The sequence below is a fragment of the Parahaliea maris genome, assembly GCF_008064665.1.
Lineage (GTDB): Bacteria > Pseudomonadota > Gammaproteobacteria > Pseudomonadales > Halieaceae > Parahaliea > Parahaliea maris.
Genome location: NZ_VRZA01000003.1, coordinates 1 through 15,710, shown reverse-complemented (window position 1 = coordinate 15,710; position 15,710 = coordinate 1). Strand labels below are relative to the sequence as shown.

The 15,710-nt window shown below is 64.8% G+C and carries 12 protein-coding genes; 7 read left to right on the top strand and 5 right to left on the bottom strand.

Translation table 11 applies throughout. From position 1 onward, the window contains the following. Positions 1–13: 13 nt before the first annotated feature. The 4 genes from argA to FV139_RS08435 form a co-directional block, all read right to left on the bottom strand. A complete protein-coding gene (gene argA / locus FV139_RS08450; RefSeq protein ID WP_148068008.1) occupies positions 14–1,318 on the bottom strand; it encodes an amino-acid N-acetyltransferase in 1,305 nt (434 codons plus the stop codon). A gap of 117 nt (positions 1,319–1,435) precedes the next feature. Further along, complete coding sequence (argE, locus tag FV139_RS08445; protein WP_148068007.1) at positions 1,436–2,587, bottom strand: acetylornithine deacetylase; 1,152 nt, start codon at positions 2,585–2,587, stop codon at positions 1,436–1,438. A gap of 563 nt (positions 2,588–3,150) precedes the next feature. Next, complete coding sequence (locus FV139_RS08440) at positions 3,151–4,428, bottom strand: inorganic phosphate transporter (protein ID WP_148068006.1); 1,278 nt, start codon at positions 4,426–4,428, stop codon at positions 3,151–3,153. A gap of 13 nt (positions 4,429–4,441) precedes the next feature. Next, positions 4,442–5,122 (bottom strand): TIGR00153 family protein, encoded by a 681-nt coding sequence (locus tag FV139_RS08435; protein WP_148068005.1) that lies wholly within the window; start codon positions 5,120–5,122, stop codon positions 4,442–4,444. Between the two features lie 144 nt (positions 5,123–5,266). Here FV139_RS08435 and FV139_RS08430 point away from each other — a divergent pair, with 144 nt between their 5' ends. From FV139_RS08430 to FV139_RS08410, 5 genes are all read left to right on the top strand, one after another. Continuing rightward, positions 5,267–7,042, top strand: coding sequence for a GspE/PulE family protein (locus FV139_RS08430; protein WP_148068004.1), 1,776 nt, complete (start codon positions 5,267–5,269; stop codon positions 7,040–7,042). A gap of 23 nt (positions 7,043–7,065) precedes the next feature. After that, positions 7,066–9,984: a bifunctional [glutamate--ammonia ligase]-adenylyl-L-tyrosine phosphorylase/[glutamate--ammonia-ligase] adenylyltransferase gene (gene glnE / locus FV139_RS08425; protein ID WP_235898598.1), complete on the top strand. Its 2,919-nt coding sequence runs from the start codon at positions 7,066–7,068 to the stop codon at positions 9,982–9,984. A gap of 202 nt (positions 9,985–10,186) precedes the next feature. Beyond that, positions 10,187–10,954, top strand: a complete 768-nt coding sequence (locus FV139_RS08420) for a lipopolysaccharide kinase InaA family protein (protein ID WP_187276456.1) — start codon at positions 10,187–10,189, stop codon at positions 10,952–10,954. A 4-nt stretch (positions 10,955–10,958) separates the two neighbouring features. Beyond that, positions 10,959–11,810 (top strand): alpha/beta hydrolase, encoded by an 852-nt coding sequence (locus FV139_RS08415; protein ID WP_148068002.1) that lies wholly within the window; start codon positions 10,959–10,961, stop codon positions 11,808–11,810. A gap of 138 nt (positions 11,811–11,948) precedes the next feature. Continuing rightward, positions 11,949–12,338, top strand: a complete 390-nt coding sequence (locus FV139_RS08410) for a VOC family protein (RefSeq protein ID WP_148068001.1) — start codon at positions 11,949–11,951, stop codon at positions 12,336–12,338. On the opposite strand, the gene FV139_RS21225 is transcribed toward FV139_RS08410, so the two are convergent. Further along, a complete protein-coding gene (locus FV139_RS21225; protein WP_268939939.1) occupies positions 12,335–12,856 on the bottom strand; it encodes a lipopolysaccharide kinase InaA family protein in 522 nt (173 codons plus the stop codon). The two genes, FV139_RS08410 and FV139_RS21225, sit on opposite strands and share 4 nt — an antisense overlap. Positions 12,857–13,335: 479 nt before the next feature. Here FV139_RS21225 and rfbD point away from each other — a divergent pair, with 479 nt between their 5' ends. Together rfbD and rfbB are read left to right on the top strand one after the other, a co-directional pair. Further along, positions 13,336–14,196, top strand: coding sequence for a dTDP-4-dehydrorhamnose reductase (gene rfbD / locus FV139_RS08400; RefSeq protein WP_328592275.1), 861 nt, complete (start codon positions 13,336–13,338; stop codon positions 14,194–14,196). 51 nt (positions 14,197–14,247) lie between these two features. Continuing rightward, entirely contained in the window at positions 14,248–15,309 is a 1,062-nt protein-coding gene (gene rfbB / locus FV139_RS08395; RefSeq protein WP_148067998.1) for a dTDP-glucose 4,6-dehydratase, read from the top strand. Positions 15,310–15,710: the final 401 nt, after the last annotated feature.

Below are 15,710 nucleotides of genomic sequence, written 5' to 3'. Positions count from 1 at the left end.
CGGGGTGTGAATGCTAGAGAGTCTTGAAGAAGACCTTCGAGTTGCGCTGCAGGTTGTACAGGTTCTGCTTTTGCGCTGGCAATTCGTCGCGTCCGCTCTCCTTGAAACCCTGCTCGATAAACCAGTGGGCGGTCTGGGTCGTCAGCACGAAGACCCGCTCCAGCCCCTGCTGGCGCGCTTCCTGCTCCAGCCCCCGCAACAGGCGCGCGCCGCGGTGGCCACCGCGGTAGTCCGGGTGCGACACGATACAGGCAAGCTCACCACAGCCATCTTCCGGGTAGGGGTAGAGGGCGGCGCAGGCCAGGATGCGACCGTCCCGTTCCAGCAGCCGGAAATGGCTGATCTCAGTCTCCAGCAGTTCGCGCGAACGCTTCAGCAGGATACCCTGCTGTTCCAGTGGCTCGATCAGTTCCAGGATGCCGCCCACATCGTCGATGGAGGCCCAGCGTGACTGCTCGTAGTCATCGGTGGCGACCAGGGTGCCACTGCCGTCGTGGGTGAACAGCTCCTCCAGCATGGCGCAGTCGTCCTGGTAGCTGATCACCTGGCAGCGCTCGACGCCTGCCAGGCAGGCCCGGCGGGCGGTGTCCGCCAGGCGGGTTTGTTCGTCGTTGGCAAACTGCAGGTCGGGCATCTGGCCCACGGCGATCTGGCGTAGCAGCTCGCCACTATCACTCTCCAGGCCCTCTGCGGCGCCGAACAGCAGCAGCTTGTCGGCGCCGATAGCGGCGGCACAGTGCACCGCGATGTCCTCCAGGGCGAGGTTGAAGATTTCCCCGGTGGGGGAGTAGCCCAGTGGCGACAGTAACACGATGGACCCCGCCGCCAACTGCTCGCGGATGCCGGCCACGTCGACCCGCCGCACCCGGCCGGTGTGGTGAAAGTCGATGCCGTCCAGCACCCCGATGGGCCGGGCGGTGACGAAATTGCCCGAGCACACGCGGATACTGCTGCCCTGCATGGGTGAGTTGGGCAGGCCCATGGACAGCAGGGCCTCAATTTGGGCACGCAGGGAGCCGGCGGCATCGGTGACCAACGGCATGGCTTCGCTGTCGGTGATGCGCATACCGGCGTGAAAGCGGCGCTCCAGCCCGGCCCGTTCCAGACGCTCGTCGATCTGGGGCCGGTCGCCGTGCACCAGCACCAGGCGCACGCCGAGGCTGTTGAGCAGCGCGATGTCGTGGATGATATTGGCGAAATTCGGGTGCTGGGCGGCCTCGCCACTCAACATCAGCACGAAGGTCTTGCCCCTGTGCGCGTTGATGTAGGGTGCGGTATTCCTGAACCAGCGTATGTGTTCCCGGCCCGTTGTGCTCACCTGTGTGGCCCGTTGTTGTCAGTACAAGGGGGCTAAGGGTACCGAATGGTCGGGTTCGGCACTAATGGCAATAATGCACAGGCCGGCACCGGGGGTCCTGCAGACAGCCGTGAGCGGTTACAGGCAGTAGTGGGCGATGCATTGTTCCAGCAGGGCGATGCAGGGCCGCAGCTGTTCCAGTTCCAGGTATTCGTCCGGCTGGTGAGCCCGGTCGATGGAGCCCGGCCCCATGATGATGGTCTCCATACCCAACTGTTGCAGGAACGGCGCTTCCGTGGCGAAGGCGACCGCCTGGGCGCCGTGCCCGGTGAGGCGTTCGGCGACACGCACCAGCTCGCTGTTGCCGGCCTGTTCGAAGGGCGGTACCGGTTCCACCAGGGGCGCCAGTTCGATGCTGAGCTCGCGCCGCGCGGCGATGCCCGCCAGCAGCTCGTTCAATTCTTCCCGCACCGCCCGATAGTCTCCACTGGGGGTCATGCGCAGGTCGATGTGCAGCTCGCTGCGTCCGCAGATCCGGTTGGGGCTGTCGCCCCCGTGGATGCAGCCGAGGTTCAGCGTGGGAAAGGCGACCTCGAAGGCGGGATTGGAAAAGCGCTGGCCGAGGGTGTCGCGGAAGGCCATCAGCTCACCCATGACCTCGTGCATGGCGTCCATGGCGCTGTTACCCAGCGCGGGGTTGGAGGAGTGGCCGGCGCGCCCGGTAATGCGAATGGCCTCCATCATGATGCCCTTGTGCATGCGCACGGGGACCAGCCCGGTGGGTTCGCCGATTATCGCCGCCCGCGCCTTCGGCCAGCCGGCGGCCGCCAGCGCCCTGGCGCCATTCATCGAGCTCTCTTCATCGGCGGTGGCGAGGATGATCAGCGGTTCCCTGAGGGGCTTGTGCAAAAAGCTGCGCGCGGCGGCCATGGCCAGCGGAAAGAAACCCTTCATGTCGGTGCTGCCCAGGCCGTACAGGCGCTGGTCGCGCTCGGTCAGTTTGAGGGGGTCGCTGCGCCAGCGGCCCTGGTCGAAGGGTACGGTATCGGTGTGCCCGGCCAGCACCAGGCCCCCGGGGCCGCTACCGAGAGTGGCGACGAGGTTGGCTTTGCTGCCGTCCTCACTGACATCGATGATTTCGGTGGCAAAGCCCATGGCGCCAAGCCATTCGGCGAGTTGCTCGACAACGGCGCGATTGCCCTGGTCCCAGTCGGGGTCGGTGGAACTGACGGACGCGGTGCCCACGAGGGTGGTGAGTTCGCGGATGACCTGTTGTTCGATGGTGGGCATGGGGGGGTGGCCGGGGTGGGAGTCAGGGCACGTTAGCCGGGAGCTGCTGTTGGCGTCAAGCGTGTTGCGTGTGCGTCGGGTAGCTCTCGGTGATTGCTGGATTGGTGCCCCGGGCCATAGGTGCCGCTAGCCCGCATCGTCCGACGGGGACCGCTTGTCCGGACACGCTGCAAGTACATCCATGTACGCTTCTAATCGGCATCCATGCCTCATAGAGTCCGGCCAAGCGGTCCCCGCCAGACGACGCTGCATCGAGCGAAGTCATGGGTTGCGAGTGGTGTCTGGGAAGAAGGGTTTTTGGAAGTGCCCACACGGTCGTTGAACGGACTTGGAAGAACTCTGAAACAGCCGTTGTCGCCAACTCAGCAGCGGACGGCTGGTAGCCCCCGACCGGACTCTATGAGGCAGGACGCAGAATAGAAGCGTACATGGACGTATTCACAGCGTGTCCGGGCGGGGGCTACCAGCTGGCCGATGCGGGCTTAGTGGCACCCACATCAGAGCTGAAGACGGCGGTTCCGGTTGAACCAGCGCAGATTCGGGGGAAGCACTGAGCCTCAGGCTCAGATAAACATCCCCCGGAACATAAAGAAGAACATGATCGCCAGTCCCGCACCCGCCGGCAGGGTGATGATCCAGGACAGGAAGATCTGGCCGATCGTCCGCAGGTTCAGGGCGCCGATACCGCGGGCGAAGCCCACGCCGAGCACTGCGCCTACCAGAGTGTGGGTGGTGGAGATCGGCAGGCCGGTGGCGGAGGCGACGACCACCGTGGCGGCGGCGCCCAGCTCCGCGGCGAAACCGCGGCTGGGGGTGAGTTCGGTGATCTTGCGGCCGATGGTGGCAATCACCTTCCAGCCGTAAGTCGCCAGACCCACCACGATGCCGAAAGCACCCACCAGCAGAATCCACCAGGGCAGAGCGGCTTTTGATGCGATCTCACCGCCGGACTGGATAGTGCTGGCAATAGCGGCCAGGGGGCCCACCGCGTTGGCCACGTCATTGGAGCCGTGGGCGAAGGCCATGGAACAGGCGGTGAACACCATCAGGATGGCAAACACCCGCTCCACATTGGCGAAGCGGTGCTGCTGGTTGGGCAGCTCCTTGATTCGCCGCAGCAGCAGGGCGCCGACGCCTGCCACTACCAGGCCGACCACTGCCGATACCGGGATCGCATTGGCGAACTTGCTACCCAGGCCCAGGTCGATCTCAACGCCCAGGTGTTTCAGGCCCTTGAGCAGGGTCACCATGGAGATCATGAAGCCCACCATCCACATATAGATGGGGATGTAGCGCTTGGCCCGATGGAAGGGGTCATCAGTGTCGAGAATGAGGGTCTTCACGCTCATGAACAGGCCGAAGGAGATCGTTCCTGCGAGCACCGGCGAGACCACCCAGCTGGCGACGATGGTGCCGACCTTGTCCCAGTGAATGGCGTCCACCGAGATACCCACCGAGGCGAAGCCAACGATGGCGCCGACGATGGAGTGGGTGGTGGAAACCGGCCAGCCCTTGAGGCTGGCGATCAGCAGCCAGGTGCCGGCGGCGAGCAGGGCCGAGAGCATGCCGAAGACCATGAGTTCTGGCGAGTCGGCCATCGACTCCGGGTCGATGATGCCCTTGCGGATGGTCGAGGTGACCTCGCCACCGGCCAGGTAGGCACCCAGGAATTCGAAGATCATGGCCACGAAGATGGCCTGGGTGATGGTCAGGGCCTTGGAGCCGACCGAGGTGCCCATGGCGTTGGCGACGTCGTTGGCGCCAATGCCCCAGGCCATGAAAAACCCGACGCAGCAGGCGATGATCAGCAGCGTGCTGCCGTAGTTAGCAATAATTTCCATGGAACTGCCTGTCTTATTTTGCCATCAGGATCTGCAGCCGATGGCCGACGCGCTCAGCGGCGTCGGCCATGGCGGCCAGCAGTTCGATTACCTTGTAGTAGAACATGACGTCAACCGGCGGCAGGTTGGCTTCCATCTTGAACAGCTTGCCACGCAGAGCCTCTGACTGTTTGTCGGTGCGCCCCTCGAGCTTGTCGAGAATCTTGATGAGACCCTCGACCCGCTTGACCTCCCGGCCACTGAAGCCCACCTCGAGTAACTGGTCCAGTTCATGGATGGCCACCAGGGCCTGGGCGGTGGTGTCGGCGCAGGTTGCCACCAGCTCTGCGACGGGCAGTTGCAGCGCGTCGGGGAATTGCATCTGGCGGCCGAGCATCAGGCCGGCGACGTCCTTGGCGATATTGGCCACATGGTCCTGCACGGTCACCAGCTCCAGCAGGTCCGAGCGGGGCACCGGCAGGAACAGGCTCTTGGGCAAATGGCGGCGGACGGAGCGCTTGAGCCTGTCGGCATCCCGTTCGGCAATGGAAATTTCCTTGAAGGTGGCCTGGGCTGTCGTCCAGTTGCCCTGGGCGCTGGCGTCGAAGAACATGGGCAGGAGTTGTGCGGCCTCGTTGGCGGCCTGCATGTGCTCCTGGATGGGGCCAATCGGCGAACGGCCAAAAAGGCTCCCAAGGGGGGTGGATCCCGGCATGAGTTTGCTCCCTGGAGATTCGCGCGCAGTATAGGGCCTGAGGCCGGCGATGTCACAGGCTGTGGCGCACTGCCCGGGGAGGCCGTTCCCGGAGGCGGCTGTGTTAGCATCTGGCCAGCGATCGCGGTCACGCAAGGGTAGTGCATGTCAGTACAGATGAGCGAACAGATGAACGAGGCGCCCCTGACCCTGCCCTGGGTGGTCAAGGCCCTGCACAGCGATGGCCGCCTGAGCGATGCGGAGCTGTCGAGGCTGGGCAAGGCCAGCATGCGGGCGGTGCATCCGCTGGTGTTCCTGGCGGAGCAGAATCTCGAGGACGCCGCCCGCCCGGGGCGTCGCCTGGAGATGGACAATCTCCTGCACTGGCTGGCGGCCCGTTCCAACCAGAGTGTGTATCGTATCGACCCCCTGAAAATCAATGTTACCGCCGTGGCCGAGGTGATGTCGAAAGCTTTTGCCCAGCGCCATCGCATCCTGGCGGTCGAGGTAAACCCCGATGAAGTGGTGATCGCCAGCGCCGAGCCGTTTATCAGCGCGTGGGAGAAAAACCTGGAGCACGTGCTGCGCAAGCCGATCCGCCGGGTGCTGGCGGATCCGCGGGATATCACCCGCCACACCGCCGAGTTCTACACCATGGCCGGTTCGGTGCGCGGCGCCCACGGCCGCAGTGCGCCGGACAGCGCCGCCGGCATCACTAACCTGGAGCAGATGCTCGACCTGGGCTCCATGAAGGAAGTGGACGCCAACGACCAGCACGTGGTGAGTATTGTTGACTGGCTGCTGCAGTACGCCTTCGAGCAGCGCGCCTCGGATATCCACATCGAGCCCCGGCGCAAGGTGGGCAACGTGCGCTTTCGCATCGACGGCGTCCTGCACAGTGTCTACGAACTGCCCCAGCAGGTATCGGCGGCCGTTACCAGCCGGATCAAGATTCTCGGCCGGATGGACGTGGCGGAAAAGCGCCGTCCCCAGGACGGGCGTTTGAAAACCCGCACCCCGGAGGGCAACGAGGTGGAACTGCGCCTCGCCACCCTGCCCACTGCCTTTGGCGAAAAGCTGGTGATGCGGATTTTTGACCCGGACGTACTGCAGAAATCCTTCGAGCAGCTGGGGCTGGCGGACGAAGACCTGCGCAACTGGAACGAGATGACCGAATCCGGCAACGGCATCGTACTGGTCACCGGGCCCACGGGCTCCGGTAAAACCACCACCCTCTATTCCACCCTGCGCAAACTGGCCACCTCGGAGGTCAACGTGTGCACCATCGAGGACCCCATCGAAATGGTGGAGGGGGCCTTCAACCAGATGCAGGTGAACCACGGCATCGGTCTCGACTTTTCCTCCGGGGTTCGCGCCCTGATGCGGCAGGATCCCGACATCATCATGGTAGGGGAGATTCGCGACCTGGAGACCGCCAGTATGGCGGTGCAGGCGGCGCTCACCGGCCACCTCGTGTTGTCGACCCTGCACACCAATGACTCGCCCAACTCCATATCCCGCCTGCTGGAGCTGGGGGTGCCGGCGTACCTGATCAAGGCGACGGTGCGGGGGGTGATGTCCCAGCGCCTGGTGCGCATCCTGTGCTCCGAATGCAAGCAGTTCGAGCCCACCGACCCGGACGCCTGGCAGCAACTGGTGGCGCCCTACACCGTGGCCATGCCGGAGCAGGTGGCGCGCCCGGTGGGCTGTCGCGCCTGCCGCGATACCGGCTACATGGGGCGTCAGGGTATCTATGAAGTGCTGGTGAATACCCCGGCCATCCAGCAACTGATCACCCCCAGCATGGAGGCGTCCCAGGTCCGTCGCACCGCCATGGGAGAAGGCATGCAGACCCTGCGCCTGAGCGGGGCGGGCCGGGTGGCCCGGGGCCAGACCACCATCGAAGAGGTGATGCGGGTGGCGCCCGTACTGGATGCCTGAGCCAATGCCCGCCGGAGATTGACGTGGCCGAGACCTTCCCCGACCCCCTCGCCGACCCCTGCTCCGAGCCATTGCCCCCGCCGCTGGCGGCACTGGCGGAAACCCGTCGAGCGCGCCTGGCGGAGCGCTGGACGCCGGACCAGCAGCAGCGCTGGGAGGCGGCCTGGGCCAGTTACTCCCAACCGGCGCAACTCGACCACATGCTGGCATGCAGTCCCTTTGTGGCCGACCTGCTGCAGCGCGACCCGGAGCCCATGCTGGCCCTGCTGGCCAGCGGGGAATTGCAACGCAGCCTGGCGATCGGCGAGGCGGAGCAACAGCTCGCCGGCATACTGCAGCACGGCGATGCAGAGCTGCTGCCAGAGCTGCGCCGATTTCGCGCCAGGCACATGCTGCGTATCGTGTGGCGGGATTTCTGTCGCCTGGCGCCCACCCTGGAAACCACCCGCGATACCTCCCTGCTGGCGGAGGCCAGCATTCGCTGCGCCCTGAGCCACTGCGAGGCGGAGCTGGCCCCCCGCTTTGGCCGGCCGCTGGGCCGCCACAGCGGAGAGGTCCAGGAACTGGTGGTGCTGGCCATGGGCAAGCTGGGGGCGCGGGAGCTCAACGTCTCTTCGGATATCGATCTCATCTTTACCTATCCCGAGGCGGGGGAGACCGATGGCGACAAGTCCATCAGCAACGAGCAGTACTTCACCAAGCTCGGGCAGGCCCTGATCCGGGCCCTCGACGCGGTGACCGCGGAAGGCTTCGTATTCCGGGTGGATATGCGTCTGCGCCCCTACGGTGACAGCGGCGGCCTGGTCCACAACTTCAGCGCCCTGGAGGACTACTACCAGGAACAGGGGCGGGACTGGGAGCGCTACGCCCTGATCAAGGCCAGGGCCGTCACCGGTTGCGCCGACCGGGTGGCAGAGCTGGAGCGCATGTTGCGCCCCTTCGTGTATCGCCGCTATGTGGATTTCGGGGTGATCGACAGCCTGCGCGGCATGAAGCAGATGATCAGTTCGGAAGTGCGCCGCCGGGGCCTGGAGAGCGACGTCAAACTGGGGCATGGCGGTATCCGCGAGGTGGAGTTCATCGCCCAGTGTTTCCAGCTGATTCGCGGTGGCCGTGACCTCGGCCTGCAGCAGCGGGAACTGCTGCCGGTATTGGCGGAGTGCGCCGAGCTTGGCTGCCTTCCGCAGAGCGCGGTGGATGAACTGCGCGCAGCTTACCTGTTCCTGCGTGACTCTGAGCACGCCATCCAGGGCTACCGCGACCAGCAGAGCCAGGCTCTGCCCACGGAGCCCGGGCACCAGGCCGCCATGGCGCGGGTCATGGGCTTCGCCGACTGGCCTGGCTATCTCGAAAGGATTGACGCACATCGCCAGCGGGTGGCTGCCCACTTCCGCGACCTGATTGCGGAACCCGGGGAGAGTCAGGAGGAAGAGACCGATGACCTGCCCCTGTGGGGCGAAGACCTGTCAGCGGAGAGTCTGCAGGCCCTGGGTTATCGCGATCCGCAGGAATCAGTGGCACCACTGCTCGCCCTGCGTGACAGCAAGCGGGTACTGGCGCTGCAGGTCCAGGGTCGGGAGCGGCTGGAGGAGTTTATGCCCCAGTTGCTGCGCGCCTGCGCCGAGGCGGAGGATCCCGATCTCGCCCTGGCCCGGGTGTTGCCGCTGGTCACGGCGGTACTGCGCCGTAGTGCCTACCTGGCCCTGCTGCTGGAAAACCCGGCAGCCCTCGACGAGCTGGTCATGCTGTGCGCGGCCAGCCCATGGATCGCCCAGTTAATGGCCGAGCACCCGGTATTGCTGGATGAGCTGCTGGACCGTGCCAGCCTGTATACCGCGCCGGACAAGGCCCTGCTGCAGGACGAGTTGCGCCAGCAGGTGGCCCGCTTGCCGCTGGATGACCTGGAGGCGCAGATGGAAGCCCTGCGCTACTTCAAGGCTTCCCACACCCTGCGGGTGGCAGCCAGTGAACTGACCGGCCGCCTGCCCCTGATGAAAGTCTCCGACAAGCTTACCTGGCTGGCCGAGGTGATTCTCGAGCAGGTGCTGGCAGTCGCCTGGCACAACCTCACCGCGAAATACGGGGAGCCCTCCAGGGAGGGAGGTGGCTCCGGCTTCGCCGTGTTCGGCTATGGCAAGCTCGGCGGCATTGAACTGAGTTACTCCTCAGATCTCGACCTGGTATTCATCTACGACTCCGGAGCCAGGGGGGTGACCGCCGGCCCCCGCAGTATCGACAACTCGGTGTTCTACACCCGGCTGGGCCAGCGCATGATCCACATCCTGGAGACCCGCATGTCCCTGGGCCAGCTCTACGAGGTCGATATGCGCCTGCGGCCCTCCGGGGACTCGGGCATGCTGGTGGCTTCCACTGCGGGCTTCGCCGGTTACCAACGGGACTCTGCCTGGACCTGGGAGCACCAGGCCCTGGTACGGGCGCGTCTGGTGGCGGGTGACGAGTCGGTGGGTGAGGCTGTGTACGGGGTGCGCGAGGAAATCCTGCGGCGGGACCGGGATGCCGTCGACCTGGCCCGGGAAGTAGTGCAGATGCGTCGCCGGATGCGCGAACACCTGCTGCCCTCCGCTGCTGCCGCGAAGGGGGAATTCCACCTGAAGCAGGGTGTTGGCGGCATCGTCGATATCGAATTCATGGTGCAGTACGCGGTTCTGGCGTGGTCCCGCCGGGTGCCGGCGCTGACCCAGTGGTCGGACAATATCCGCATCCTCGAGACCCTGGGCCGTGAGGGCTTGTTCGAGCAGGGCGAGTGCGAAGCGCTCACCGAGGCCTACCTGGCCTACCGCTCTGCCGCCCACCAACTCGCCCTGCAACAGCAAGCGGACATCGTGCCGGCTGTGGACTACGGCGAGCACCGTGCCGCGGTTACCGGCAAGTGGGAGCAACTGTTTGCATCCTGCGAGGGCGACGCGGCGGGGCAGGGCTGATCCCGCTGGGACGCCGTCGCTCGGGGTGCAGCCACGCGGGATAACATCGGCTGGTCAAAATCCGTGCCGGGTTGTATTTTTCAGTAATGGACACCGGCCTCTCACATTGCGACCCGCTGCGCAGCCTGCGCTTCTCTCTGTGCTGCCCTCTGTGCTGCCCCGCGACCTGGGGCTCGCAGCGAGCTGCCCGGGAGGCCTGCCAGTGAGTATCCAGACGCTGCGCGACGGTCCCCTCTGCGAGGCCCTCGGCGGCGAACTGGCCGGCAGCGACAACACCCTCGCCTGGCTGCGCGATCGCGGCCAGCTGCTCAAGCGTGAACCCCGCAGTGTGGTCGTACTGGCCGAGATCGGGGGGCAGGCATGCTATCTCAAATTGTTTCTCAGCAATTCCCGTTGGCAGGGCCTGTGGGTCCGCTTCAGTGTGGGGCGTGCGGTGCGCGGGTTCGACTCCGCGCGGCAGTTGCGCGACGCCGGCGTTCCAGTACCGGAGCCACTGGGCTGCCTGCGGGTCAGTGAAGGTGCCCTGCTGGCAACATCGGCCGTCGCCGGTGCCGATCTCAAATCCCTGTGGACCGGCGATCCCGGCCACGCCATGGACTGGTTTTCCATCATGCAACGCAGCGCCCAGAGCGTGGCTGCACTGCACCGGGCGGGCTTCGCCCATGGCGATTGCAAGTGGGCAAACCTGGTGCTGGAGGGCGACCACTGCGTGCTGGTCGATCTCGACGGCGTGACGCGCGCCTCGCCAGCCAGCAAACGCCAGGCCGCTGATATCGCCCGCTTCACTCTCAGCGCCGAGGCGCTGTCGCTGCCGGTAGAATATTTCGACGCCTTTATCGAAACCTATTGTCTGGAGACCGGGCGTAGCTGGTCGGAGGTAACAGAGGCCGTCATTACGCCGCTGATCAGCCTGCGCAAACGCCATGCCCGTAAATACGGCCGACGCGGCCACGAACTGTTGGGGAGATAACAGCATGACGCAAGCGGAAGCGAGCCCGGAAGTAACGCCGGAAGAGGGACACCTGTCCGGTGGTATCTACTACCGGCACTGGCACGCGGTGGGCGAACCCCGGGCGGTCATCCTGATGGTACACGGGTTGGGGGAACACAGCGGCCGCTACCAGGGCTTCGCGGATTTTTTCTGCCCCAGGGGCTACGCGGTGGTGGCGCCGGACCATGTGGGTCACGGGCAGTCACCGGGCCACCGGGTGTACGTGGAACGCTTTGCTGATTTCCTCGAACCGCTGGAGGAGTTGCGACAGCGCATCGGGGAGTGGTACCCGCAGGTTCCCTGTGTCCTGGTGGGGCACAGCATGGGCGGCCTGATAGTCGCCCGCTATCTGCTCGACCATCAGCAGGACTTTATGGCGGCGGCCCTGTCTGGCGCCGCTCTCGGGGTCGACCCAAAGCCCGCAGCGCCACTGCTCTGGATCAACGCGCTGCTGTCCCGGCTGTTCCCGAAGATGGGGCTGATGCAACTGGACGCCACCGAGGTCTGCAGGGATCCGGAGGTGGTGCGGCGCTACATCGAAGATCCACTGGTTCACGACGGCAAGGTGACCGCACGGCTGGTCAGTGAGCTGTTCAGCACCATGGCGGAGGTCGAGGCGCGGCGCCCGGAGATTACCCTGCCCATTATGGTGATGCATGGCGAGGGGGATGTGATGACCTCGCCCTCCGGTTCCCTGAATTTTGTCGAGGGAGTCGCCTCCGGGGACAAAACCCTGCGACTGTATCCCGGCCTTTTCCACGAGATATTCAACGAGCCCGAGCGCCTGGAAGTGCTGGGAGAACTGGAGAGCTGGCTGTCCCCGCGGGTTAGCTGAGCATCCATCCCGTACGGGACGCATAGGCCGCATAACGTGTCTGGGCGCAGCCGTTGATGGAGTGCGCCGACCTGAAAACAGCCCTTGATCGGGCCTTGCCGGATCGACGCACAGACACAGCCTGAAGGAGGTGATGTCATGCATAAAAGCAAACTCGCTGGCTTCATTATCGACTGCCAGTCCGATGACCTGCCTGCCGCCGCAGCGTTCTGGAGCCAGGCCCTGGGCATGGCAACCCATGACTTTTCCGGCGAGGAAGGCGAAAAGTACATCAAGCTCCTGGACCCGGAAGGGGAATTGCAGATCGAGGTACAGAAGGTCCAGCATCCCAGCAGAGTTCACCTGGATATCGAAACCGACGATATTGTCGCCGAAGTAGAACGCCTGGAGCGGCTGGGCGCGAAGAAGGTGGGGGACGTTCGTACCTGGTGCGTGATGGAGGCGCCTACCGGGCAGCGGTTCTGTGTGATCCGCAAGGCGTCTGCCAGTTTCGAGACGAAGGCCAACGCGTGGCCCGACCCGGCCTAGGGAGCCTTGCCGGTTTCCTGCAGGGCGCGGATGGCCCGCTGGTAGGCCTCCATCGCGAGAATTCGCGCTTCGCTGTGGCCCAGCTCCGGGTGCTGGCGTCGCCAGGACAGGAAAAAACGCCAGCGGTCGGAGCGGGTGAGGTCCTCGGGCAGTAGCATGTTCAACTGCATCAGGTTTTTCAGCAGCAGTTTGCCCGGTGGTGGCTGGCGCCTGAGGTTGCCCTCGTTATCGAGGAGGGCAAAGCGGAACTGGCCGCCCTTGTAGGTTGCCAGCACATTGTGCGGCTGCAGGTCGCCATGAATGAAGCCTGAGGCGTGTAGACGCCCAATGCAGGTGCCCAATTCCCGCAACAGGTTGCGGCGCAATAGCAGGGTAGCGGGGTCGCGCCCGGTGAGCCCGTGACGCAACCAGTGGGTGATACTGTCGCCGGCCATGGCGGAGGTAAACAGATACTCCCGGCCCTGCGGCAGCCGGCCCCACGCGAGGCTGGTGGGAGCAGTGAACCCGGCGTGATTCAGCGCGTTGGAGTGCCGGCGGGCGCGCGTCCCGCGGCTGCCACGCAGCAGGTCCTGCAGCCGCCCTATGGGCGAGCGCGGCAGGAATTCCTGGTAGCTCTCGCCGCGTTCGGCGTTGCGTGCAACGCGCGTGAAAGGCGAGCTGACGACCAGCTCCCAACCTTCCGGTACCTGGTCACTACACAGTTGAAGGGCTACGGCGTGATAGTCGTTGTCTTGTGTGGTGGTAACGGAAATGTTGGCGTTCCCCTGCGGATTGCCTTGTTATTCTACGCACCGCGATCATTCCCGTCTGCCCTCGTAATGGCGGTGAAATTGCGTTGTCGCGGTTAATGGCCTGTGCAGGGGCGACCCGATCGCCTGGACGCGCGACTGGCGAGCGCTCGCTCACTGGGGTAGGCTTGCGCCGCAGTTACAGTAACGGCGGGCCGAGTGTGACGGGCTCGTGGAACAGGAATCCCGGGAGCGAAATGCAGAGAGTAGTGATAACAGGGGCAGGCGGGCAGCTCGGCAGTGAGCTCGTGGCCAGCGCCCCGGATGTGGAGTTGCTGGCGCTCGGGCGAGACGCACTGGATATCGCCGATGCGGCCGCGGTGCGCCAGCGTATTGTCGGCCTGCGGCCCGATCTGGTGATCAACGCCGCCGCCTACACCGCGGTGGATCGCGCGGAGAGTGAGCCGGAGCTGGCCCGGGCGATCAACAGCGACGCCCCCGGATACCTCGCCGGGGCCTGCGCCGAGGCCAATGCCCGCCTGATCCATGTCTCGACCGATTTTGTCTTCGACGGCGCTGCCAGCATGCCGTACCTGCCGGACGACAAGACCGACCCCCTCGGCGTCTACGGCGCCAGCAAGCTGGCCGGCGAACGGGCGGTGCAGCATGAATTGCCCTCGGCGCTGATCGTGCGCACCGGCTGGGTGTACTCACGCTTCGGCGGCAACTTCGTTAAAACCATGCTGCGCCTGATGGCCGAACGCAACTCCCTGAATGTGGTGTGTGACCAGGTGGGTACGCCGACCTGGGCCGCGGGTCTGGCCGATGCCATCTGGGGCTTTTCGCAACGACCACAGTTGCACGGAATCTACCACTGGAGCGATGCCGGCGTTTGCAGCTGGTACGATTTTGCCGTGGCGATTGCCGAGGAGGGATTGAGCCGTGGTTTGCTGCCGCATCCCGTCGACGTGCAGCCGATCCCGGCAGCGGACTATCCGACACCGGCCAGGCGTCCCGCCTACAGCGTGCTGGACAAATCCGGAAGCTGGCGCGACCTGGAGACCCGTGGCGATCACTGGCGCGTGCAACTGCGCCGGATGCTCGATGAACTGGTCGCGCAGTCCAACTGAGGGCAGCCCCACTGAAGGCAGCCCCACTCACTCATATTCAAGGAACAGACCATGGCCAAATCCCTGCTGGTGACCGGCGCGGCCGGATTCATAGGCGCCAACTTCGTTCACCACTGGGCCGCTGCCCACCCCGAAGATACTCTCGTCGCCTATGACGCCCTGACCTACGCTGGCAACCGCGCCAACCTGGAGGGGCTCGAGGGCCGGGCAAACTTCCACTTCGTGCACGGTGATATTTGCGACCAGGCCCAGGTGGAGCGGTCGATGCGCGAACACGCGGTGGATACCGTGGTTCACTTTGCGGCGGAAAGCCACGTGGATCGCTCCATCACCGGCCCCGGCGCGTTCATCCAGACCAACGTGATCGGTACCCACAGTCTGCTGGAAGCGGCCCGTTCTATCTGGCTGTCAGGCAGCGGCAACGAGCACCGCTTCCACCATGTCTCCACCGACGAGGTCTACGGATCGCTGAGCCCGGACGCGCCCGCGTTCCACGAGGAGCAGAAGTACGAGCCCAATTCACCCTACTCCGCCAGCAAGGCGGCGTCGGATCACCTGGTTCGCGCCTGGCATCACACCTATGGCCTGCAGGTCACCACCAGCAACTGCTCGAACAACTACGGGCCGTTCCACTTTCCCGAGAAGCTGATCCCCCTCTGCCTCACCAACATCCTGCGCGGCCTGCCGCTGCCGGTGTACGGCGACGGCAGCAATATCCGCGACTGGCTCTATGTGCAGGATCACTGCCGTGGCATCGAAGGCGTGCTGAAGCGCGGGGTGGTGGGTGAAACCTACAATATCGGCGGCAACAACGAGTGGAATAATCTGGATATCGTCCAGCTGCTCTGTGACCGCCTGGATGCGCGCTTTGCCGCCAACCCCGAGCTGGCTCGGCGTTTTCCCGATTCACCGGCAGCTCGCGGTGAATCACGCAGCCTGATCACCTTTGTCGAAGACCGGGCGGGTCACGACTGGCGCTATGCGATCGACGCCACCAAGATCAATGGTGAACTGGACTTTGCGCCGGTGGAGACCTTTGAAACCGGGATCGAGAAGACGCTGGACTGGTATCTGGCCAATGAGCCGTGGTGGCGGCCGCTGTTGGTGACTTGATTTGGGGGTACCTGAGTGCCTGGAAATTACTCCACAGCCCGGTGCCCAATGTTTCGGGAGATTCATTGGCAGGCACTCTGTAGCTCCGGGCGTGGTCTGGGCGTACGCCTTTCCGGACACGCTACAAGCACATCCATGTGCGCTCGGCAACGGCCGTCCCTGGCCGTTGACGGTCCGGAAAGGCGCACCCCCAGCCCACACCCTGCTTCAGCGCGTGGTTCATATCCTTCAGATACGAAGTTGAGAAGTTGCCGATACCTCGGGGGAAGTGCGTGTGGTGCGCGGGGCCCTTCCGGGACCTTCAGCGGCATGGATGCCGCTGAGGAGCCCCCATGGATGATGAGATGGTCTCCTCCCCCACCTTTATCGGCGTCGCGATGCGCCAAAATAGATATGTCGAT

Excerpts from the sequence above, each read along its gene's own strand:
- argE (WP_148068007.1), bottom strand. The coding sequence starts at position 2,587 with ATGCCCACCATCGAACAACAGGTCATCCGCGAACTCACCACCCTCGTG.
- FV139_RS08440 (WP_148068006.1), bottom strand. The coding sequence starts at position 4,428 with ATGGAAATTATTGCTAACTACGGCAGCACGCTGCTGATCATCGCCTGC.
- FV139_RS08435 (WP_148068005.1), bottom strand. The coding sequence starts at position 5,122 with ATGCCGGGATCCACCCCCCTTGGGAGCCTTTTTGGCCGTTCGCCGATT.
- FV139_RS08430 (WP_148068004.1), top strand. The coding sequence starts at position 5,267 with ATGTCAGTACAGATGAGCGAACAGATGAACGAGGCGCCCCTGACCCTG.
- FV139_RS08415 (WP_148068002.1), top strand. The coding sequence starts at position 10,959 with ATGACGCAAGCGGAAGCGAGCCCGGAAGTAACGCCGGAAGAGGGACAC.
- FV139_RS08410 (WP_148068001.1), top strand. The coding sequence starts at position 11,949 with ATGCATAAAAGCAAACTCGCTGGCTTCATTATCGACTGCCAGTCCGAT.
- rfbB (WP_148067998.1), top strand. The coding sequence starts at position 14,248 with ATGGCCAAATCCCTGCTGGTGACCGGCGCGGCCGGATTCATAGGCGCC.